The sequence below is a fragment of the Rhizobacter fulvus genome (genome assembly GCF_964020785.1).
In genome coordinates this window covers 4858338-4878884 of the sequence record NZ_OZ224516.1, presented here as the reverse complement: position 1 = coordinate 4878884, position 20547 = coordinate 4858338, and the positions used below count along the sequence as shown (strand labels likewise).

Annotated in this window: 20 protein-coding genes and 2 tRNA genes; 13 read left to right on the top strand and 9 right to left on the bottom strand. The window is 69.2% G+C overall.

What is annotated here, in order from left to right:
* The 3 genes from ACWH49_RS23140 to earP form a co-directional block, all read right to left on the bottom strand.
* Positions 1-930: a heme-dependent oxidative N-demethylase subunit alpha family protein gene (locus ACWH49_RS23140; RefSeq protein ID WP_448173584.1), complete on the bottom strand. Its 930-nt coding sequence runs from the start codon at positions 928-930 to the stop codon at positions 1-3.
* Positions 931-949: 19 nt separating this feature from the next.
* Positions 950-1504, bottom strand: coding sequence for an elongation factor P (efp, locus tag ACWH49_RS23135; RefSeq protein WP_056469642.1), 555 nt, complete (start codon positions 1502-1504; stop codon positions 950-952).
* A 94-nt stretch (positions 1505-1598) separates the two neighbouring features.
* Complete coding sequence (gene earP, locus ACWH49_RS23130; RefSeq protein ID WP_448173583.1) at positions 1599-2639, bottom strand: elongation factor P maturation arginine rhamnosyltransferase EarP; 1041 nt, start codon at positions 2637-2639, stop codon at positions 1599-1601.
* 37 nt (positions 2640-2676) lie between these two features.
* On the opposite strand from earP, the gene uvrC reads away from it, so the two are divergent.
* The 7 genes from uvrC (at position 2677) to ACWH49_RS23095 (ending at position 9397) form a co-directional block, all read left to right on the top strand.
* The gene (uvrC, locus tag ACWH49_RS23125) at positions 2677-4608 is read left to right on the top strand and encodes an excinuclease ABC subunit UvrC (protein ID WP_448173582.1); all 1932 of its coding nucleotides are present in this window, start codon (positions 2677-2679) and stop codon (positions 4606-4608) included.
* Positions 4595-5140 (top strand): hypothetical protein, encoded by a 546-nt coding sequence (locus ACWH49_RS23120; RefSeq protein ID WP_448173581.1) that lies wholly within the window; start codon positions 4595-4597, stop codon positions 5138-5140. Before uvrC ends, ACWH49_RS23120 begins: the two co-directional genes overlap by 14 nt.
* A gap of 28 nt (positions 5141-5168) precedes the next feature.
* Entirely contained in the window at positions 5169-5735 is a 567-nt protein-coding gene (gene pgsA, locus ACWH49_RS23115; RefSeq protein WP_448173580.1) for a CDP-diacylglycerol--glycerol-3-phosphate 3-phosphatidyltransferase, read from the top strand.
* 44 nt (positions 5736-5779) lie between these two features.
* On the top strand, positions 5780-6649 hold the full coding sequence (locus ACWH49_RS23110) for a DMT family transporter (RefSeq protein WP_448174385.1): 870 nt from the start codon (positions 5780-5782) through the stop codon (positions 6647-6649).
* Between the two features lie 216 nt (positions 6650-6865).
* A complete protein-coding gene (locus ACWH49_RS23105) occupies positions 6866-7138 on the top strand; it encodes an HU family DNA-binding protein (RefSeq protein WP_056469630.1) in 273 nt (90 codons plus the stop codon).
* 31 nt (positions 7139-7169) lie between these two features.
* A tRNA-Val gene (locus ACWH49_RS23100) sits at positions 7170-7245 on the top strand.
* A gap of 202 nt (positions 7246-7447) precedes the next feature.
* Positions 7448-9397: a SurA N-terminal domain-containing protein gene (locus tag ACWH49_RS23095; protein WP_448173579.1), complete on the top strand. Its 1950-nt coding sequence runs from the start codon at positions 7448-7450 to the stop codon at positions 9395-9397.
* 59 nt (positions 9398-9456) lie between these two features.
* Here the strand turns inward: ACWH49_RS23095 and ACWH49_RS23090 are convergent.
* From ACWH49_RS23090 to ACWH49_RS23075, 4 genes are all read right to left on the bottom strand, one after another.
* Positions 9457-9532, bottom strand: a tRNA-His gene (locus ACWH49_RS23090).
* Between the two features lie 32 nt (positions 9533-9564).
* A complete protein-coding gene (locus ACWH49_RS23085) occupies positions 9565-11874 on the bottom strand; it encodes a sensor histidine kinase (protein WP_448173578.1) in 2310 nt (769 codons plus the stop codon).
* Positions 11875-11884: 10 nt separating this feature from the next.
* Complete coding sequence (locus ACWH49_RS23080) at positions 11885-12622, bottom strand: LuxR C-terminal-related transcriptional regulator (RefSeq protein WP_448173577.1); 738 nt, start codon at positions 12620-12622, stop codon at positions 11885-11887.
* Between the two features lie 73 nt (positions 12623-12695).
* Positions 12696-13673, bottom strand: a complete 978-nt coding sequence (locus ACWH49_RS23075; protein ID WP_448173576.1) for an NADPH:quinone oxidoreductase family protein — start codon at positions 13671-13673, stop codon at positions 12696-12698.
* Positions 13674-13768: 95 nt separating this feature from the next.
* Between ACWH49_RS23075 and surE the strand changes: the two genes are divergently transcribed.
* From surE to ACWH49_RS23045, 6 genes are read left to right on the top strand one after another with little or no spacing between them, the layout of a single operon-like run.
* On the top strand, positions 13769-14524 hold the full coding sequence (gene surE / locus ACWH49_RS23070) for a 5'/3'-nucleotidase SurE (RefSeq protein WP_448173575.1): 756 nt from the start codon (positions 13769-13771) through the stop codon (positions 14522-14524).
* Positions 14521-15417, top strand: coding sequence for a protein-L-isoaspartate(D-aspartate) O-methyltransferase (locus ACWH49_RS23065; RefSeq protein ID WP_448173574.1), 897 nt, complete (start codon positions 14521-14523; stop codon positions 15415-15417). Before surE ends, ACWH49_RS23065 begins: the two co-directional genes overlap by 4 nt.
* Positions 15418-15419: 2 nt before the next feature.
* Positions 15420-16322 carry a peptidoglycan DD-metalloendopeptidase family protein gene (locus ACWH49_RS23060; protein ID WP_448173573.1) on the top strand — a complete coding sequence of 301 codons (903 nt, stop codon included), beginning with the start codon at positions 15420-15422 and terminating at the stop codon, positions 16320-16322.
* A gap of 26 nt (positions 16323-16348) precedes the next feature.
* Positions 16349-17428, top strand: coding sequence for an RNA polymerase sigma factor RpoS (gene rpoS / locus ACWH49_RS23055; RefSeq protein ID WP_448173572.1), 1080 nt, complete (start codon positions 16349-16351; stop codon positions 17426-17428).
* A 37-nt stretch (positions 17429-17465) separates the two neighbouring features.
* The gene (locus tag ACWH49_RS23050) at positions 17466-18380 is read left to right on the top strand and encodes an alpha/beta hydrolase (protein WP_448174384.1); all 915 of its coding nucleotides are present in this window, start codon (positions 17466-17468) and stop codon (positions 18378-18380) included.
* A gap of 16 nt (positions 18381-18396) precedes the next feature.
* On the top strand, positions 18397-19257 hold the full coding sequence (locus ACWH49_RS23045; protein ID WP_448173571.1) for a YbgC/FadM family acyl-CoA thioesterase: 861 nt from the start codon (positions 18397-18399) through the stop codon (positions 19255-19257).
* A 3-nt stretch (positions 19258-19260) separates the two neighbouring features.
* Here the strand turns inward: ACWH49_RS23045 and ACWH49_RS23040 are convergent, their stop codons facing one another.
* Positions 19261-20232, bottom strand: coding sequence for an NRDE family protein (locus ACWH49_RS23040; RefSeq protein WP_448173570.1), 972 nt, complete (start codon positions 20230-20232; stop codon positions 19261-19263).
* Positions 20220-20528 carry a DUF4936 family protein gene (locus tag ACWH49_RS23035; protein WP_448173569.1) on the bottom strand — a complete coding sequence of 103 codons (309 nt, stop codon included), beginning with the start codon at positions 20526-20528 and terminating at the stop codon, positions 20220-20222. Before ACWH49_RS23035 ends, ACWH49_RS23040 begins: the two co-directional genes overlap by 13 nt.
* Positions 20529-20547 lie beyond the last annotated feature (19 nt).

Here is a 20547-nt window from a genome sequence, read left to right as displayed (position 1 = left end):
TCACGTGCTGCGCGCGGCCAGCCAGGCGAGCAGGCGGTCGCGCGCCGGCGCCAGGCCGCGGTAGTCCAGCACCGCCGGGCTCATGCTCGCGAGCGCCGCGTGCAGCGCCCGTGCACGCTGCGCGGTGTCGATCGCCGTCGTCAGTGGTCGGCATTCGACCAGGATCGTGAACACCGCCTGCTGCGCTCCCGGAACGGGGAGGAAGGTCTGATGCTCGGTGCGCAACGTCGCGGTCGCGGCCAGCGCGTCGGCGCCCGCGTCGACCCGCCAACGCGCCGGCGGCACATGGTCCGGGTGCTGCGACAGGCGCGCGTCGCTGGCGACGCTCCAGACGAAGCGTTCCCAGCGCTCGCTGCCGGTGACGAGCCGCGCGAGGTGGTCGGCGGCGGTGATCAGGAGCTGGTTGTCCGCGACCGGCGCGTGGACCTCGGCGAAGTGGCGCCCGACCTTGTCCGCCGGCGCCCAGCGCGACGGCAGGCACACGGCGAGCCAGGGGATGTGCGCCGTCCGCCCATCGATGACGGCAAGGTCTTCCGCGAGCGCGAGGCTGAGCAGGCCCGGCAGGCGCCACGCGGCCGGCAGCGCGCGCAGCACGGCGCCGATCGCAGGATCACCGTCGCCCTGCACCTCGGTGCCGCGCACGGACCAGCCGAGCAGCGCGGCGTCGAACGCCAGGTCGCCATCCCAGTCGAAGGCATCGGGGTGATCGCGCAGCGCCCGGTCGAGCAGCGCGTGGAGCGCGGGGCCGGCGTCGAAGCCGGGCGCCGTGAGCAGGGCGGTCAGCGGCCGGTCGCGCAGCACCGCGGTCTTTTCGAGCAGGGCCGCCGAACCGGGTTGGTTCGGGGTCAGCGGCGCCGTGCCGGGTGCGATGAGCCGAAGGCCCGGTTGCATCCGGAACGGGGCGGCGACGGCGCTGAAATCGAAGGCCATGCGGCCCTCCGGCAACGCGTCAGACGCGCTTGCGGTACTCGTGGGTGCGGGTGTCGATCTCGACCTTGTCGCCGGTCTGCACGAACAGCGGCACCGAGATCTCGAAGCCGGTGGCGATCTTCGCGGTCTTCAGCACCTTGCCCGAGGTGTCGCCCTTGACGGCCGGCTCGGTGTCGGTGATCTCGCGGACCAGGCTGGTCGGCAGCTCGACCGAGATCGCCTTGCCGTCGTAGAACACCACTTCGACGGGCATGCCGTCTTCGAGGTACTGGATCGCGTCGCCCATGTTCTCGGACTCGACCTCGAACTGGTTGTACTCGGCGTCCATGAACGCGTACATCGGATCGGCGAAGTAGGAGTAGGTGCACTCCTTCTTGTCGAGCACGACCTGGTCGAGCTTGTCGTCGGCCTTGAAGACGACTTCCGTGCCCGAGTTCGACAGCAGGCTCTTCAGCTTCATGCGCACGGTGGCCGAATTGCGGCCGCCGCGGCTGTACTCGGTGCGCAGCACGACCATCGGGTCCTTGCCCTGCATGATGACGTTGCCGGCGCGAAATTCCATTGCGGTCTTCATAGCTGTTTCCGTATGCGGTGGGGGTGGCGCGACGCTGCGCCTGAACTCGCACACGCGGAGCCGAAAGACTCTGGTGCGCGAAAAGCCCTCGATTTTAGCGTGTTTCGGCGACGAAACCGAGCAGCTGGGAGGTCAGGTCCGGCTGGGCGAACAGGGAATCGCGCCACTGTCGGCAGTTTCGGAGCCAGTCGGTCGCGTCCGGGAACGGCGGCAGTGTGGCGGCCGCGCCGTTCCAGGCCTGCCAGAGCGCGCGCAGGTCGGCTTTCGCGCCGAAGCGGTCGAGGAACGCCTCGAGCTTGGCCACGTGCGCGTCATCGTGCTGCGGATAGATGTGCCACACGAACGGGCGGGCCGCCCATTGCGCGCGCACGAACGAGTCCTCGCCGCGCACGAAATTCAGGTCGCTGGCCCACAGCAGGTGGTCGTAGTCGCGCTGGGTCAGCCGCGGCAGCAGGTGGGCCCGCAGCGCGCCGCGCCGCAGCGCGCCGCCGAGGCGCTCCTGCGCCAGGCGAGACGCTTGTCCGGCGGTCGCCAGCAACAGCGTGGGCTGGCGCGCCAGCTGGTCGAACAGCGCATCGATGGCCGGCGGCTCGTAGCAGAACAGGCTGACGATGCGTTCGTCGGCTTGTCGCGCGGCGCCCTGCGCCGCCAGCCAGGCGGTCGGATCGAAGGCCGCCTGCCGCGTCGCGAGTTCGGGTTCGCGGATCAGCCCGCCGGTGCGCGGCGTGAAGCCAGGATAGAAGAACCACTTGCGCATCCCGGCGCCCGCGCCCTGGGTCTGCGGCGATGCCAGCCGATGGGTACGTTCGACGTACGGCTCGGCGCTGAGGTACTCCAGGTTGATCCAGATCGGCGGTCGACCGCGGTCGGCCATGCGGCGCACAAAGGATTCGGGCAGTTCGCAGCCGAAAGCCTCGATCACGACGTCCCCCGGCGCGTCGAGCTCTTCGCTCGCGGACCAGTCGCGCACCGCAACGCCCGGCGCGCCAGCGGGTGCCAGCCACTGCAGCGCCGTCGCATCGTCGACCCACAGTCGCACCTGCTCGCCGCGCCCGGCCAGGTCGGCGGCGAGGCGCCAGCACACACCGATGTCGCCGAAGTTGTCGACGACGCGGCAGAACAGATCCCATTGCATCGGGTCATTATCCGGAGCGGCGGCACAATCGCGCTCGATGACCGACGACGACGTTTCCACTTCAGCGCAGGTGCCGCACGACGCTGCCCGCGCACAGCTGCTGGCCGAAGTGGCCGCGCTGCCGAACCTGCCCGGCGTCTACCGCTACTTCGACGCGCAGGATGCGGTGCTGTACGTGGGCAAGGCGCGCGACCTGAAGAAGCGCGTGTCCAGCTACTTCCAGAAGAACCACGGCGGCACGCGCATCGGCCACATGATCACGAAGATCGCGCGGCTGCAGACGACGGTGGTGCGCTCGGAAGCCGAGGCGCTGCTGCTCGAGAACAACCTGATCAAGACGCTCGCGCCGCGCTACAACATCTTGTTCCGCGACGACAAGAGCTACCCGTACCTGAAGATCGTCTCGGGTCCGTTCCCGCGGGTCGCGTACTACCGCGGCTCGGTCGACCAGAAGCACCGCTATTTCGGTCCGTTCCCGAGCGCGTGGGCGGTGAAGGAATCGATCCAGATGATCCAGAAGGTGTTCCGCCTGCGCACCTGCGAGGACACCGTGTTCGCCAACCGCACCCGGCCGTGCCTGCTCTACCAGATCAAGCGCTGCTCCGGGCCGTGCGTGAACCTGGTCTCGGCCGACGACTACGCGCATGACGTGAACCACGCCGAGCGCTTCCTGCTCGGCGAGCAACAGGAATTGATGGACGACCTGCAGGCGCAGATGATGGCGCACGCGCAGGCGCTGAAGTTCGAGCAGGCGGCGGAGATCCGCAACCAGATCGGTGCGTTGTCGCGCGTGCTGCACCAGCAGTCGGTGGAGGACAACACCGGCGTGACCACCAAGGATGCCGACATCCTCGCCGTCAAGGTCGAGGGCGGCCGCGCCTGCGTCAACCTGGCGATGGTGCGCGGCGGCCGCCACCTGGGCGATCGGCCGTATTTCCCCAAGCACGTCGACGAGGTGATGGATTTCGGGCCCGAGGACGACGAGGCGGCCGTGCCGGCATCGGTCTCGCCCGAGGTACAGGTGCTGGAGGCGTTCATCGCCCAGCACTACCTCGATGGCGGCGTGCCGCCGCTGCTGGTGCTGAGCCACGCGGTCGACAAGACGCTGCTCGAGGCGCTCTCGCTGCAGAGCGGCATCAGGGTCACGGCCCAGCACCAGCCGCGCGAGCCGCGCCGGGCGTGGCTGGACATGTGCATCAAGGGCGCGCAGCTCAAGCTCGCGCAGTTGCTGGCGGAAGAGGGCTCGCAGCAGGCGCGCACGCGGGCGCTGGTCGAGGCGCTCGATCTCGCGGTCGAGAACATGGACGCGTTCCGGATCGAGTGCTTCGACATCAGCCATACCGCCGGCGAGTCGACCCAGGCCTCGTGCGTGGTCTTCGAAGGCCACAAGATGCAAAGCGCGCAGTACCGCCGCTACAACATCGAAGGCATCACCGGTGGCGACGACTACGCGGCGATGCGACAGGTCCTGACGCGCCGCTACGCGAAGCTGGCCGAGGCCGCGAGCCGCGGCGAGACGCGCCTGCCGGACCTGGTGCTGGTGGATGGCGGCCGCGGGCAGGTCAGCATGGCGCGCGAGGTGTTCGAGGAGCTGGGCATCGACCTCGGGCGCATCGTCGGCGTCGAGAAGGGCGAGGGCCGCAAGGTGGGCCTCGAGGAACTCGTGTTCGCCGACGGCCGCCCGAAGGTCTTCCTGGGGCGCGACTCGGCCGCGCTGATGCTGGTCGCGCAGATCCGCGACGAGGCGCACCGCTTCGCGATCACCGGCATGCGCGCGCGACGCGCCAGCGTGCGCACCGGCGGCAGCAAGCTCGAGGACATCGCCGGCATCGGGCCGAAGAAGCGTGCGAAGCTGCTGCAGCGCTTCGGCGGCGTACGCGGCGTGGGCAATGCGAGTGTCGAAGACCTGCTGAGCGTCGACGGCATCTCGAGAGAACTGGCAGAGGAAATCTATCGTGTCCTTCATTGATCGCCGCCGCGCCCTCGAGACGCGCTTGCGGGTGGGCCTGGCCAGTCTGGGCCTGATGGCGGGGTGCTCGGCGCCGCCGCCACCGTCGTCCGCCGCGCGTACTGCCGAGCCGACGCCGACGGCAACGCCGGCGCAGCCCGTCGCGGCCGCAGCGAAAGCGGCCGCCGCCTCCGACGTGCCGCTGAAACTGCCGCCCCCCGGCCCGGTGCGCAACTGGACCGAGGTCCGGCTGCAGGCCGCGCATCGCCTGGTCGCGGCGAATCCGAACGGCACCTACATGGGTGTCCCGCCCGAGCCCCTGCTCGGCATCCCGGTGCTAGAGATCGAGCTGAACGGCGACGGCAGCGTTCGACGGATCGTCTTCCTGCGGCACCCGCAGGAGGCCAAGGACACGTCCAAACTCGCCGAAGCGGCGGTGTACCGCGCGGCCCCGTTCGGCGACGTTTCGCGCCTGCCCAAGCCGTGGCGCTTCACCGAGACCTTCCTCTTCAATCACGAGCGCAAGTTCAAGCCGCGCACACTCGACCAGTGAGCGCTCGAACTGGGGCGACAATGGCGAGATGTTCTTCAACCTGCCGACCCTGCTGACCTGGGCGCGGATCGTCGCGATCCCGCTGATCGTCGGCGTGTTCCAGCTGCCGCTGTCCGAGCCCGACCGCAACCTCGTCGCGACGGTGCTGTTCGTGATCGTGGCGCTGACGGACTGGGCCGACGGCTACCTCGCCCGGAGACTGAACATGACCTCGTCGTTCGGCGCGTTCCTCGATCCGGTCGCCGACAAATTTCTCGTTTGCGCCGCGTTGCTGGTGCTGGTCGAACTCGATCGCGTGCAAAGTCTGATCGCACTGATCATCATTGGTCGCGAGATCGCCATTTCTGCGCTGCGCGAGTGGATGGCGCAGATCGGCGCGTCGCGCAGCGTCGCGGTGCACATGCTCGGCAAGGTCAAGACCGTCGTGCAGATGGTCGCGATCCCGTTCCTGCTGTTCCACGGCCGGCTTTTCGGCGTGATCGACACGCAGGTATGGGGCACGTGGCTGATCTACGCGTCCGCGGTGCTGACGATCTGGTCGATGGTGTACTACCTGCAGAAGGCGCTCCCGGAAATCCGCGCCAAGGCCCGCTAGCCGTGACGGCCCCGGCCGACCCGCGCGGTGCGCTCGTCCGCGCCATGCCGTGGGTGTTCGTGCTGATCTGGAGCACCGGTTTCGTCGTCGCGCGCTTCGGCATGCCGCACTCGCCGCCACTGACGTTCCTGTCGATGCGCTATGGCCTGTCGCTGCTGTGCTTCCTCGTGTGGGTCTGGTGGGCCGAGGTGCCGTGGCCGCGCGAGCGCGCGCAGTGGGGCCATCTCGCGGTCGTCGGGATGCTGCTGCATGCCGGCTACCTCGGCGGCGTGTGGGCGGCGGTGAAAGCCGGCATCGGCGCGGGGACGGTCGCGTTGCTGGTCGGGTTGCAGCCGGTGCTGACCGCGCTGTGGATGTCCTGGTCCAGCCGCGGCAACGGCGATTCGCACGGCCGCGTGCTGCCGCAGCAGTGGCTCGGCCTGGCACTCGGCTTGGGCGGGCTGACGCTGGTCGTGTGGCACAAGCTCGGCGGCGGCGAGGTGACGCACTGGAACCTGGCGCTTGCCATCTTCGCGCTGTTCAGCATCACGATCGGAACGCTGTACCAGAAGCGCTTCGTCGCACCATGCGACGTGCGCAGTGCCAGCGCGATCCAGTTGCTCGCGGCCCTCGCCGTCAGCGCGCCGCTGGCCGTGTTCCAGACGGAGTCCGTCGTGTGGCACCCGCAGATGATCGGGGCGATGGCGTGGTCGGTCCTGGCGCTGACGCTCGGCGGCAGTTCGTTGCTCTATCTGCTGATCCAGCGCGGCGCGGCCACGTCCGTCACCAGCCTGATGTATCTCGTGCCGCCATGCACCGCGGCGCTGGCCTGGCTGCTGTTCGGCGAGGCGTTCACGTGGAGCATGGCGCTCGGCATGTTGCTGACCGCAAGCGGTGTGGCGCTCGTCGTGCGAACGCCCACGCGCACGGCTTGATCCCGCGCAGTGCCGCGTCGCGCACGTCGCCGTGTCAAGCGAGAAAGCACGCGCATCTCCTCGGTAAACGGGGCGTGGATTACGAATAGAATCCGCTTCCGCGCTTGACACTGAGTGAGGGCGCGGCTGTAATCGTCCGGAGCTGCCGCGTCAGCGCACACGCTCCGAACACCCACCCGAATTCTTCGTGAAATACCTTTAGAGGGGGAATGGCCCGTGAACAAATCCGAGTTGATCGAGCACATCGCCAAGCAGGCCGACATCTCCAAGGCGGCCGCATCGCGCGCCCTGGAAGCGGTGATCGGCGGTGTGAAGACCACGCTGAAAAAGAACAACACTGTCTCGCTCGTCGGCTTCGGCACCTTCAGTGTGGGCAAGCGTGCGGCACGCAGCGGCCGCAACCCGCGGACCGGCGCGACGATCAAGATCAAGGCCGCCAAGGTGCCGAAGTTCCGGCCCGGCAAGGCGCTCAAGGACGCGGTCAACTGATCGACTCCCGCGGTCCGCGCAACTGGCTCACGGGTGCTTAGCTCAGTTGGTAGAGCGGCGCCCTTACAAGGCGTAGGTCGGGGGTTCGAACCCCTCAGCACCCACCACCCGAACGGCCACCCGATTCGGCCACGCAAGCCGGTCAAGCAGCACCGGAGGCTCGGCTAGAATTGCAGCCGCCACCCAGTCAAAGGCGAACCTCGGTTCGCCTTTGTTGCATCTGGGTCGCAGGTTTGCACCGACGCGCATTGCGTCGCACTCCATGCGCCCGATCCCTTGCGATCGGGTCGCCGTTGACAGAGGCATTCGATGTTTGACTTCTTCCGCAAGCACACCTGGCTGCTGCAGGTGATCCTGGGGTTCGTGATCCTCGCGTTCGTCGGCGGCGGCGTGTACCAGGGCTATGGCAGCTTCATGGGCGACGACAACTCGACGGTCGCGAAGGTGGACGGCCGCAAGATCACGCGCAACGAATGGGAGCTCGCGCAGCGCGAGCAGATCGAGCGCGTGCGCCGCCAGATGCCCAACGTCGACCCGAAGGTGTTCGACACACCGGAGATGAAGCGCCAGTCGCTCGAGGCGTTGGTGCGCGACCGCGTGATGCTCGCCGCGGCCGACAAGCTGCACCTGGCCACCACCGACGACCGCCTGCAACGGCTGTTCGCGACCGATCCGCAGTTCGCGTTCCTGCGCAATCCCGATGGGAGCGTCAACAAGGACGCGCTGTCGGCGCAAGGGATGTCGTCGGAAATGTTCGCGCAGCGCCTGCGCCAGGATTTCTCGCAGCGCCAGGTCGCCGCGGGCATCACCGGGACCGTGTCCGCGCCGCTGGCCGTGACCGCCGCGGCGCTCGATGCGATGTTCCAGCAGCGCGAGGTGCAGGTCCAACGCTTCGCGACCAAGGATTCGATCGCCTCGGTCACGCCGACCGATGCCGACATCGAGAAGTACTACAAGGATCCCGCGAACGCGGCGCAGTTCATGGCGCCGGAGACCGAATCGATCGAGTACGTCGTCCTCGATCTGGATTCGCTGAAGAAGGGCGTCACCGTCTCCGACAAGGAACTGCGCGAATACTACGCAGCCAATGAACGCCGCTTCACGACCCCCGAAGAGCGTCGCGCCAGCCACATCCTCGTGAAGGTCGATGCCGGCGCGTCGGCTGCCGATCGCGCGAAGGCCAAGGCGAAGGCCGAAGGGCTGCTCGCAGAGGTCAGGAAGAACCCGGCATCGTTCGCGGACCTGGCACGCAAGAATTCGGACGATCCGGGTTCCGCCGAGAAGGGCGGGGATCTCGACTTCTTCGCCCGCGACGGCCTGGCCGCCAAGCCGCTCGAGGATGCCGCATTCAAGCTCAAGCCCGACGAGATCGGCGATCTCGTCGAGAGCGAGTTCGGCTACCACGTCGTCAAGCTGACGGCGGTGCGCGGCGGCGACAAGAAGCCGTTCGATGCGGTGAAGGCCGAACTGGAGAACGAGGTCCGCACCCAACTCGCGCAGAAGCGCTTCTCCGAGGCGGCGGTCGAGTTCACCAACACGGTGTACGAGCAGCCCGACAGCCTGAAGCCGGTGATCGACAAGCTCAAGCTGGAACTGCGGACCGCGCAGAACGTGAAGCGCACGCCCGCGCCCGGCGCCACCGGCGTGCTGGCGAACCCCAAGTTCCTCGACGCGTTGTTCGGCACGGATGCGGTGCGCAACAAGCGCAACACCGAGGCCATCGAGGTCGCGGCGAGCACGCTCGCGTCGGGCCGCGTCGTCAAGTACGAAGCGGCGCACCAGTTGCCGCTGGAAGAGGTGAAGGCCGGCTTGCGCGAGCGCCTGATCGTCGTGCAGGCCGCGGCCCGTGCGCGCAAGCTCGGCGAGGCGCGACTCGCGGAATTGCGCGCCGCGCCGGCCACTGCGTTGCCGGACGCCTCGGTGATCGTGTCGCGGGCGCAGACGCGTGAACTGCCGGGCACGCTGGTGGATGCGGTGCTGAAGGCGCCTGTCGCGACGCTGCCCGCATTTGTCGGTGTCGACCTGGGCGATCAGGGCTACGCGGTCGCGAAGATCGTCAAGGTGCTCGGTCGCGATCCGGCCACCGCCGATGCGACCCGTGCCCAGGCGCAGTATGCGCAGGCCTGGGGCGAGGCCGAGGCGCAGGCGTACTACACCGCGCTGAAGAGCCGACTCAAGGTCGAGATCCGGCCGAGCGCGCTGCCGGTCGGCAGCGGCGACGCCGCGTCGGCACCGGCCGCGGCCGCTTCAGCGAAATAGCGCCAGCGGCGTACGCATGAAAAAGCCGGGCGCTGGGCCCGGCTTTTTTCATCGAGAACTGGGGTGGCTGATGGGGCTCGAACCCACGACAACAGGAATCACAATCCTGGACTCTACCAACTGAGCTACAGCCACCGTAGAGCCGACGATTATAGCGGAGCGCGCGGCTACCAGCGCGCCGAGAGATCGCGAATCACGACGCGGCAGCTGATGCCGTGCGGCGTCACCTCGCGCCACTCGACCGTGCCGCCCAGCTGCTTGACCCGCTTGCGCACGCCACCGAGGCCCAGGCCGTGCGACCAGGCGCGCGGATTGCGGCCGACGCCGTTGTCGCTGATCGTCAGTTCGATGCGGTCGTTCTCGAGGCGGAAATCGATCTCCAGCTGCTCCGCATGGGCATGCGTGATCGCGTTGCTGACCAGCTCGCGCAGGATGCGCGTCAGCGCCGACCAGTGCACCACGGTCAGCAGGATGTCGTCGTCGAACACGAAGGTCCATTTCAACCCGATGTGCGCCGCGGTCAGGCGGTGGGTCAGGTCGGACTTCCATTCGGCGGCCGCGTGCGAGAGCCGGTGGTTCGAGGCCGCGAGGCCGCGCGTCAAGGTCTTCAGGTCCTGCAGCGTGTGGCGGACGTACTCTTCCATCTCCGGCGACTGGGCCTTGTACATCAGCGTGAGCAGGCGCGCGCCGATGTCGTCGTGCAGGTCCTGCGCCAGCCGCAGCCGCTCCTCGCTGCGGCCTTGCTCGACCGCCTTGTCGAAATGCACCGCGCGCCGCAGTTGCTCGACGACGCGATCGGTCAGGCGCGCGTCCTCGGACGTGAACAGGCGGCGCCCGCGCTGCGCGAAGCGGATCAATACCGAGCCGCGCGGCGTGGTGTCGCCGCCGAGCAGCGGCACCGGCACCAGCATGCTCGAGCCGTCGCGGGCGACGCGGGTCTTGTCGGTGCGGCGTTCGACGGCGTTCACCTCGAGCGGCTCGAACAGGTCGGCGATCAGTTGCGAGAGCAGGGCGGGCGTGCGCTCGGGCTGCACCTCCACCTCGCGAGCGATCCGGTAGAGCTGCTCGAACATGCGCTCGGTGGTCTGCATGCTGTTGCCCAACAGCTGCGCCAGGATCCAGTGGCGCACGCCGGTGTAGACCGCCAGCGAGATGAACAGCGAGAGCGTCAGCGACGCGAACTGCCCGAGCCCGAACACCGAGATGAACAGCAGGTCGAGCGAGGTCGCGACGGTGCTGATCGCCGCGAGCAGCGAGAACTCCCGCATGAAGTTCTGCGACTTCGCGAGGAAGGGCACCAGCAGCAACAGCGAGCCGAGGAACACATACCAGACGAGCGAGCCGACATCGGCGATGTTGTGGGTCACCCCCGGTTGCTTGTCGGCCGCGGCCAGCGCGATCGTCAGCAGCGCCCAGGTCGCAACCGTCACCACGCCGAACCGGCGCAGCACAATCGCGAAAGGGTGCGGTTCGATCTGGTACGACCAGCTCAGCAAGCCGATGGCGCCGAGCCCGAGCACGACGACCGCGCCTTGCGTCCACCACCACGCGTGTCCGATCGCACCCGAGCCGATGCCGAATGCCAGCGCGAGTGCGAGCGCCCAGCCCGCGAGCGCGATCCAGCCGGAGCCCGGCAGCCGGCGCGGATGCAGGCAGGCCGCATTGATCATCGCCGCCGCAGTGCACAGGTCGAACGCGGTGCGCGCCGGCATGTCCCACGCGGCGAACGGCGCGGGCAGGCCGAAGTCGAAAGCGGCCTCCATCGCGATGAACAGCAGGTTGCCGGCCTGGCAGGTGGTCATCACCGCGTAGACCGCATTGCGGGCCGACACGTTCGACAGCAGCACCGCCATGCCGGTCATGAACAGGCCGACCGCGAACAGCGTCAGCGCGCCGGACAGCAGCGGCAGCCGCGTCCAGCCGCGCGGCCGCGGCGTCACCTCCGCCTTGGCGCCGTCGGTGAAGAACAGCTTCAGCTGGGGCTGCGCGAGCAGGGTCGACATCTCCGCCTGCAACTGCTGCTGGCGCTCGCGCTGCGAGTCGTCGATGACCCAGCGCGCGGCGCGCTGCAGCACCAGCGCGTCGGGCAGGGCGAGGGTGGTCGGGCCAGCGATCGCGCCCTTCAGCGCCTGACCAACGTGGACGCGAAGCGCCGGGTCGTTGCTCGAGGCCAGCGTGATCCGGCCCGATGCGTCGACGCGCCAGCTGGCGTCGACGTGAGGCGCGGCGGCGAGCATGCGCGTCAGCAGCGCGGCGCCGACGATGCACGCGCCAGCTGCCAGGATCAATAGCCAGAGCCGCCAGCCGGTCCAGTGGGCCGGCGAAAGCACCTTGTCGGACGGTCGATCGCTCAGGCTGGCATCGAGCGCCGAGTCGGCAGCGGCGCTGGGCAAGCCCGTCCAGGTGGGCGAGGTCAGCCCCGGCCAGGTGTTGTTCAGCCCGGGGATGCGCGACCGGTCGGTGCCTTCATGCGCCACGGCATCGGACTCAGACCAGCCCTTGCTTGCTGGCCAGTACCGCCGCTTCGGCGCGGCTCGACACGTTCAATTTCTTGTAGATCGACTTGATGTGGTCGTTCACCGTGAACCACTTGATGCCCATCAGGTTCGCGATCTCCTTGATCGTGAAGCCCTTGCTCAGGTAGGTCAGCACCTCGCTCTCGCGCGGCGTCAGGCGTTCGTGGTCGAGCGGGGCGCCGCGGCCCATCGGCACCGGGCGGCTGCTCTGGAAGCCGGAAACCAGCGGGATCGGGCCGGAGGTCGGCGCCGGCCCGCCGGCGGGGCCGTGGCGGAAGTGCGTCAGCAGGCGGCGCGCGATCGCCGGCGACAGCGGCGGCTGGCCGCGCACGATCTTCTGCAGCTCCTCGACCAGGACCTCGAACCGGTCCTCCTTCAGCAGGTAGCCGTCGGCACCGCATTGCAGGGCCGGAAACAGGTGGTCGTCGTCCGAGTAGAGCGTCGTGACGATCTTGGTGGCGGGGTAGCTGCCGAGCTCGGCGAGCAGCTCCATGCCGTTGCCGTCGGGCAGTTCGAGGTCGACCAGGATCAGCTTGAACGGGTCGACGGCGGCCACGTCGGTCCGCACCGGGCCGATCTGGCGGCGTGCCGTCTCCAGGTCGCCGGCCTCGGTGATCACCAGCGCGTCGCTGAAGCTCTCGCGCACGACGCGGGTCAGGAAACTGCGTGCGACCGGGTTGTCCTCGACGATCAGTACCTTGACTGGCATCTCCATCCCTCGTAAGTGATCGAGGTCGATGGTAGCGCAACCACCCGGCGCGCCGTTCCTTGAATGCGACGGATCACGGGTTGGTCATGACCAGCTTGCCGCGCACCTGGCGGCTGGCCATGATCGCGAAGGCATCGAGCAGCCGGTTCATCGGCAGGCGCTGGTCGATGACCGGCTTGACCTTGCCCTGCGCATACCAATGCGCAAGCTCCGCCAGCGCCTTGGCGTTGGCCTGCGGTTCGCGGCGCGCGAACTCGCCCCAGAACACGCCGACGATCGAAGCGCCCTTCAGCAGCGCCAGGTTCCACGGCAGCGCCGGGATGCCGCCCTGGGCGAAGCCGACGACGAGATAGCGGCCGCGCCAGGCGATCGAGCGGAACACCGGCTCGGCCAGGTCCCCGCCGACCGGGTCGTACACCACGTCCGGGCCCTTGCCGTCGGTCAGTGCCTTGATCTGGTCGCGGATGTTGCCGCTGCTGTAGTTGATCGTCGCGTCGGCGCCGAGCGTCTTGCACAGCTCGCACTTCGCGTCGCTGGACGCGGCCGCGATCACGCGGGCGCCGACCGCCTTGGCGATCTGGATCGCCGCCGTGCCGACGCCACCTGCCGCGCCGAGGATCAGCACCGTCTCACCGGCCTTCAACGCCGCGCGGTCGAGCAGCGCGTGGTGCGTGGTCGCGTAGGTCAGCACGAACGCGGAGGCGTCGTCGAACGCGAAATCGGGGGGCAGCGGCATCGCCAGCGCGGCCTTGACGATCGCGTGCGTGCCGAACCCGCCGGTGCCACCGAACGCGGCGACGTGGTCGCCGATCTGGAGGTGCTTGACGCCTTCGCCGACGGCCTCGACCACGCCGGCGTACTCGGAGCCCGGCACGAAAGGCAAGGGCGGCTTCATCTGGTACTTGTTCTGGACGATCAGGATGTCCGGGAAGTTCAGGCTCGCAGCCTTGATCGCGACGCGCACTTCGCCGGCCTGCGGCTCGGGCGTCGGCAGTTCTTTCCAGACCAGGGCGTCCACGCCGATGGGGTTCTCGCACAGCCAGGCATGCATGGGTGTCTCCTCGGAGTTCTGATGTTGCGAGGCATCATACGCAGCGGGCCCCACGCACCGCGTCACCGACGTGACGTGTCCATACAATCGTCGCCATGCGCATCCTCATCGCCAACGACGACGGTTATCTCGCTCCCGGCCTCGCGGCTCTCGTCAAGGCCTGCGAAGGCCTGGGTGACCTCGACATCGTGGCCCCCGAGCAGAATGCCAGCGGCACCTCGAACTCGCTCACGCTGGGCCGTCCGCTCAGCGTGCACACCGCGACCAACGGCTTCCTCTACGTCAACGGCACGCCGTCCGATTGCGTCCATCTGGCGCTGACCGGCGTGCTGCCGAACCGCCCGGACCTGGTCGTCTCCGGCATCAACAACGGCGCCAACATGGGCGACGACACGCTGTATTCGGGCACTGTCGCTGCCGCGATGGAAGGCTTCCTGTTCGGCATCCCGGCGATCGCGTTCTCGCAGGTGCAGAAGGGCTGGGGCGACTTGGAAGCTGCCGCGCGCGTGGCGCGCGGCGTGATCGAGCGGGTGTTGCAGCAGCCGCCGGCGCGCTCGCCGTTCCTGCTGAACGTCAACATCCCGAATCGGCCGGATGCCGACACGCTGCCCCGGATCGTCACGCGCCTCGGGCGTCGTCACGCGAGCGAGCCGCTGATCGCGCAGACCAGCCCGCGCGGCGACACGATGTACTGGATCGGCCCGGCCGGCGACGCGCGCGAGGCCGGCCCCGGCACCGACTTCCACGCCACCGCCAACGGCCAGGTCTCGATCACGCCGCTGCAGGTCGACCTTACCGAGCACGCGGCCTTGCCGGACTGGACGCAGTGGCTCGGTCGGGCGCCCGCATGAGCAGCAGCGGGGACAAGCGCAGCTCGAAGTTCCCGTTGCGCCTGAACGAGCTCGGCTCGCGCATCAAGGTCGCACGCACGCCGCTCGTGCCGGTCGCGGCGCCCGCGTTGGTCGCGGCACCGAAGCTGCAGCCGACCGCCGCGGCCGCACGCGCGGTGCTTCGACCGCAGCGGCTGGTCGAGCACGCGCATGCCGATGCGGCGCGACGTGTCGCGCCTTCCGGCCTCGGGCTCGATTCGGCCGACGTGCGGCGTCGCATGGCGCAGCGGCTGCGCGGCGCCGGTGTCTCGCACGAGGCGGTGCTCGAAGCGATGGCCACCGTGCCGCGGCATCTGTTCGTCGATGCCGCGCTGGTCACGCAGGCCTACGAGGACACCAGCCTGCCGATCGGGCATGGCCAGACCATTTCGAAACCGTCGGTCGTCGCCCGCATGATCGAGTTGATGATGGGCGGCGCCAATGCGCGCGCGTCCGGCTCGCTGGGCCGCGTGCTCGAGGTCGGCACCGGCTGCGGCTACCAGGCCGCGGTGCTCGCGCAACTCGCCAGGCAGGTGGTCTCGATCGAGCGCCTGCGCCCGCTGCACGACAAGGCACGCGATCTGCTCGCGCCGTGGCGGCCCGCGAACCTGCGGCTAGTGTATGGTGACGGCATGCGGGGTCACCCGCCGAACGCGCCGTACGACAGCATCATCGCGGCCGCCGGCGGTGACGCCTTGCCGCCGGCCTGGCTCGAGCAGCTCGCGATCGGCGGGCGCCTGGTGTCGCCGGTCCGCCAGGCCGGCTCCGACCGGCAGGTGCTGATGGTGGTCGACCGAACCGAGCGGGGTTTCGAACAAAACGCCTATGAGGCGGTGCACTTCGTCCCTCTAAAATCGGGCATGGTTTCAGGATGACGATGAACAAGAACGAGTTGGTGATGAACACGAGGTGGATGAGCGTGCTGGCGCTCGCCGGCGCGCTGCTGGCGGGCTGCTCCAACACGCCGAACCGCGCGCCGGTCGAAGACCGCGTGGCGGCGCAGAAGGCACCCACGGTCGCGGTGGCCCCGGTGCCTGCGGTCGTCGAAACGGCCAAGCCGCTGCCAGGCGCCGAGAACAGCGGCAAGCCCGGCTACTACACGGTGAAGACGGGCGACACCCTGATCCGGATCGGCCTCGAGAACGGGCAGAACTGGAAGGACCTGGTCAAGTGGAACGCGATCGAGAACCCGAACATCATCGAAGTCGGCCAGGTGCTGCGCGTGGTGCCGCCGGGCGTCGATCCGAATGCGGCGTCGAGCAAGCCGATCACGACCGCCAAGGTCGAGACGAAGCCGCTCGAACCGAAGCCGGCTGCATCGGCGGCGAGCGGCGCGGCGTCCATGCCGGCTCCGGCTGCGACACCGGCGCCGGCGCCGCCGCCGCCGCCGCCGCTTGCCCGCGAGGGTGACGACGACGTCAATTGGGCCTGGCCTGCGGCGGGCCCGGTGATCGCACCGTTCGATGAAGGCAAGGTCAAGGGACTGGTGTTCGCGGGCAAGGCCGGCGACCCGGTGCTCGCCGCGGCCGACGGTCGCGTGGTGTATGCCGGCTCGGGCCTGCGGGGCTACGGCAACCTGGTGATCCTGAAGCACAACAACACCTACCTGACCGCCTACGCGCACAACCAGACGCTGCTGGTGAAGGAAGACCAGAGCGTGCGCCGCGGCCAGAAGATCGCGGAGATGGGCTCGACCGACGCCGATGGCGTCAAGCTGCACTTCGAGATCCGTCGCCAGGGCAAGCCGGTCGATCCGGCGCGCCTGCTGCCGCCGCGCTGACCGGCTGGTGAGCGAGGAATGACGCCATGGCCAGGAAGCGCACCCCGCTCGCTGGCCCCACGCTCGACGCCGCTGCGGAGATCGACGGCGCATTCCACCCTGCGCCGACGCCACCGCACCTGAACGGCACGTCCGCGCTGCCGGTCGCCACGATCGATGCGCCAGTCGATCCCGAACCGGACGCGCCGGTCGACGAATCCGTCGCCCTGGTAGCCGAGCCGGTCGAGATCGCGGCCGGCGAAGCCGAAAGCGGCAACACGCTGCAGACCTACCTGCGCGAAATCCGGCGCGCGCCGCTGCTCACGCCGCAGCAGGAGTTCGACACCGCGACGCGTGCGCGGCAGGGCGACTTCGCGGCACGCCAGACGATGATCGAGCACAACCTGCGCCTGGTCGTCAGCATCGCGAAGAACTACCTCGGCCGCGGCCTGCCGATGACCGATCTGATCGAAGAGGGCAACCTCGGCCTGATGCACTCGATCGGCAAGTTCGAGCCCGAGCGCGGTTTCCGGTTCTCGACTTACGCCTCGTGGTGGGTGCGCCAGAGCATCGAGCGCGCGATCATGCACCAGGCCCGTCTGGTGCGGCTGCCGGTGCATGTGGTGCGCGACCTGAACCAGGTGCTGAAGATGCGTCGCTCGCTCGAGGCCCAGTCCGCGAGCGCCGGCCACAGCGATCGTCCCGTGCGGGTCGACGAAGTCGCCCTGGCGCTCAAGCGCCCGGTGCGGGAAGTCGACGCCCTGCTGAAGTTTGCCGAACAACCGACCTCGCTCGACGCGCCGATGGACCGCGGCATCACCGACGGCAGTGGGGACTCGGTGCTCGATGGCGTCGCCGACGATGGCGCGAGCGACCCGATGAGCCTGACGCTGAGCAACGAGGTCGAGCTGCTCCTGAACCACGGCCTGGACGAGCTCAACGAACGCGAACGCGAGGTCGTTGCCGGTCGCTATGGCCTGGGCGATCGGGAACCCGAGACGCTCGAGGTGCTCGCGGCGCGGCTCGGCCTGACGCGCGAGCGCATCCGCCAGATCCAGCAAGAGGCATTGCTGAAGCTGCGCCGCCGCATGCTTCGCCAGGGCGTGGACCGCGATTCGATCTTCTGACCCGCCGCCGATGCCCGAACCGACGCTGACGCGCCGCATGGCGGCATTGCTCGAAAACATCCGCCGCGCCCAGCGTCCGCCGTTCCACACGATGAGTCCGGCCGAGGCGCGCCGTTCGTACGACGCTGCGGCTGAGATCCTCGAGCCCCCGCGCGCGCCGCTCGCACGGGTCGAGGAACTCGCGCTGCCGGCCGCCGACGGCACGCCGCTGCCGGCGCGCCTGTATGCCGATTCGCGCGCCGCCGGGTTGCCGGTTCTGCTGTATCTGCACGGGGGCGGCTTCACGATCGGCAGCCTCGAGACGCACGACAGTCTGTGTCGTCAGCTCGCGTTGCGCAGCGGCGCCGCGGTCGTCGCGCTCGATTACCGGCTCGCACCGGCCCATCGATTTCCGACCGCCGTCGACGACGCGTGGGCCGCCATGCGGTGGCTCGCCGCGCACGGCGCAGTCCTGGGCCTGGACAGTGCTCGCCTGGCCGTCGGCGGCGACAGCGCGGGCGGCACGCTGGCCGCGGCCAGCGCGATCCACGCCCGCGACATCGGTCTGCCGCTGCGCCTGCAACTGCTGATCACGCCGGGGACGACCGCCCTGGCCGACTTGCCCTCGCACGCGCGCTTCGCGCACGGCTACCTGCTCGAGGCCGAGAGCATCGCGTGGTTCTTCGACCAGTACATCGACCGCGCGCAGCGGCATGACTGGCGGTTCGCGCCGCTCGAGGCGGAGTCGCTCGACGGCGTCGCGCCGGCCTGCGTGGTGCTGGCCGAATGCGACCCGCTTGTCGACGAGGGCCTGGCCTACGCCGATCGCTTGCGTGCGGCCGGTGTCGCGGTCGAACTGGAACTGGCGCGCGGCGTGACGCACGATTTCATCAAGCTCGGCCGCGTGCTGCCCGAGGCCGGGACGGCGCAGGCGCTGATCGGCGCGGCGCTGCGATCGGCCTTCGAACCCTGATCCTGAAAGCTTCCGAATGAACCGACGCGACTTCCGACACTTCGAACGCCTGCGGGTGCGCTGGGCGGAGATCGATTCGCAGCAGATCGTCTTCAACGGCCACTACCTGATGTATTTCGACACCGCGGTCGCTGGGTACTGGCGCGCGCTGGCGATGCCGTACGCGCAGACGATGGAGCGGCTCGGCGGCGACCTGTACGTGCGCAAGGCGACGGTCGAATACCTCGCGTCGGCGCGCTACGACGACGTGCTCGATGTCGGCATGCGCTGCGCCCGCATCGGCACCTCGTCGATCGGGTTCGGCGGTGCGGTGTTCCGGCAGGACCAGCTGCTCGTCACCGGCGAACTGGTCTACGTGTTCGCCGACCCGCAGACGCAGAAATCCAGGCCGGTGCCGGACGCGCTGCGCTCGATCCTCGACGCGTTCGAAGCGGGCGAGCCGATGGTCGACGTGCGCGTCGGTGACTGGGACGCACTCGGCCTGCATGCCCGCGCGATCCGCACCGCCGTGTTCATCGAGGAGCAGCGCATCCCCGTCGAGATGGAATGGGACGCGGCCGATGCCAGCTGCCCGCACGCAGTCGCGCTGAACCGCTTCGGCCTGCCGCTGGCGACCGGCCGGCTGCTCCAGGAAGCGCCCGGCGTGGCGCGCATCGGACGCATGGCGGCGGTGCAGTCGGTGCGGGGCAGCGGGGTGGGGCGCGCGGTGCTCGACGCGCTGATGCAGGCGGCGCGCGAACGCGGCGACCGCGAGGTCCGGCTGCACGCGCAGGTGAGCGCGCAGGGGTTCTACGCGCGTGCCGGGTTCACGCCGATCGGCGCGGTGTTCGAGGAAGCGGGCATCGCGCACATCGAGATGGCGCGCCCGCTCGTGTGAGCGTCAGGCGATCACGACCGTGCTGCGGCGGCGCCGGCGGTCCGGCGGCGGCTTCAGCAGGCTGCGCACGCGCGTGCGCGGCAATCGGGCGTCGCCATCCTCGACGTCGTGCCCGCCGTGCTCCGACACGAGGCCGGGTTCGACCGGCGCATTGACGTCGTCGGCCAGGTAGCGCGGCGGCCAGTTCTTCAACACCGCGCGCCGCATCAGCTCCGCCTCGCCGCTCGGCGCGAAGCTGCGTTCGTAGACATGCGTGACCGGCGCGCGGCCGATCTTCTCGGTGATGATCAGCGTCGAGCTGCGGGTGCCGTAGGCGTTGTCCGCCGTACGGATGAAGGCCGGCGACAGCTGACGCTCCAGTTCGAGCGGGACGCCGGTCTGCGGCAGCGCGTCGTCGGCGGCGATGGTGCGGTCGGCCAGGCTCTCGAACAGGCGGGCCGCGAGCTCGTCGGCCGTCATCGAGGCGCTCATCGACGCCTGCATCTGCGCCTTCAACGCGGTCACCTTCGGCCACGGTGCATCGAGCCCGCCGTTGGACAGGCCGTAGATGCCCCGGTCCAGGCGGCGCGGATGCGCGCCGGTGTTCGAGCCCCAGAAGCACTCGCCACGCAGGAAATCCGCCGCGATCAGGTTGAAGCCGTTGTAGCCGGACAGCGCGGTGCGCATCCAGAAATCCCCGGTTTCCTCGCCGCCTGCCAGCCAATCGGTGACGACGCGGCCGCGCGAGGGGGCGCCGCACTCGGCGGCGCGCGGACCGCGCACGTTGGTCAGCAGCGCGAGGCGTCCCTGCGCCGTCAACCCCATCCAGGTGCCACCGGAGTCGAGGTCACGGCCGCCCAGGATCGGCGGCTCGCCGGGTTGGGCCGACCACCAGCCCAGGCGTGCCGTCTCGCGCTTGAAGAACTCGTCGCGGTTGGCGGCGACGACAAGGGGAAAGCGACGGCTCTGGTCGATCGCAAGGGCTACGAGACACATGCGGAGAACACCTCGGTGTGGCGTGGCCCGTCGAGCAGTGGCACCAGCACGGCGGCTTGTGCGGCGATCGCGGCTTCGAGTTCGGCGGTCACGCCGCGGGGCTCACGCATGGGGTCGGTCGAATACGTTTCCATCCAGGTCTGCCGGCCATCGACACCGATGTCGGAGCGACGCAGCAGGCGCGGAATCAGTGGCGGATACTGTTGGCGCAACTGCGCCTGAAACCCGATCACGAGCGCTTCGGCAGCCGCTGCGTGGATCGATTGAAGGCGATAGTAGATGAACAGTTCGCGCATCGCGGGCACGCCGCCAGCC

Bases quoted from the DNA above. Each gene is read 5' to 3' on its own strand.
- ACWH49_RS23140 (WP_448173584.1), bottom strand. From the start codon at position 930: ATGGCCTTCGATTTCAGCGCCGTCGCCGCCCCGTTCCGGATGCAACCG.
- efp (WP_056469642.1), bottom strand. From the start codon at position 1,504: ATGAAGACCGCAATGGAATTTCGCGCCGGCAACGTCATCATGCAGGGC.
- earP (WP_448173583.1), bottom strand. From the start codon at position 2,639: ATGCAATGGGATCTGTTCTGCCGCGTCGTCGACAACTTCGGCGACATC.
- uvrC (WP_448173582.1), top strand. From the start codon at position 2,677: ATGACCGACGACGACGTTTCCACTTCAGCGCAGGTGCCGCACGACGCT.
- pgsA (WP_448173580.1), top strand. From the start codon at position 5,169: ATGTTCTTCAACCTGCCGACCCTGCTGACCTGGGCGCGGATCGTCGCG.
- ACWH49_RS23110 (WP_448174385.1), top strand. From the start codon at position 5,780: ATGCCGTGGGTGTTCGTGCTGATCTGGAGCACCGGTTTCGTCGTCGCG.
- ACWH49_RS23095 (WP_448173579.1), top strand. From the start codon at position 7,448: ATGTTTGACTTCTTCCGCAAGCACACCTGGCTGCTGCAGGTGATCCTG.
- ACWH49_RS23080 (WP_448173577.1), bottom strand. From the start codon at position 12,622: ATGCCAGTCAAGGTACTGATCGTCGAGGACAACCCGGTCGCACGCAGT.
- ACWH49_RS23075 (WP_448173576.1), bottom strand. From the start codon at position 13,673: ATGCATGCCTGGCTGTGCGAGAACCCCATCGGCGTGGACGCCCTGGTC.
- surE (WP_448173575.1), top strand. From the start codon at position 13,769: ATGCGCATCCTCATCGCCAACGACGACGGTTATCTCGCTCCCGGCCTC.
- ACWH49_RS23065 (WP_448173574.1), top strand. From the start codon at position 14,521: ATGAGCAGCAGCGGGGACAAGCGCAGCTCGAAGTTCCCGTTGCGCCTG.
- ACWH49_RS23060 (WP_448173573.1), top strand. From the start codon at position 15,420: ATGAACAAGAACGAGTTGGTGATGAACACGAGGTGGATGAGCGTGCTG.
- rpoS (WP_448173572.1), top strand. From the start codon at position 16,349: ATGGCCAGGAAGCGCACCCCGCTCGCTGGCCCCACGCTCGACGCCGCT.
- ACWH49_RS23050 (WP_448174384.1), top strand. From the start codon at position 17,466: ATGGCGGCATTGCTCGAAAACATCCGCCGCGCCCAGCGTCCGCCGTTC.
- ACWH49_RS23045 (WP_448173571.1), top strand. From the start codon at position 18,397: ATGAACCGACGCGACTTCCGACACTTCGAACGCCTGCGGGTGCGCTGG.
- ACWH49_RS23040 (WP_448173570.1), bottom strand. From the start codon at position 20,232: ATGTGTCTCGTAGCCCTTGCGATCGACCAGAGCCGTCGCTTTCCCCTT.
- ACWH49_RS23035 (WP_448173569.1), bottom strand. From the start codon at position 20,528: ATGCGCGAACTGTTCATCTACTATCGCCTTCAATCGATCCACGCAGCG.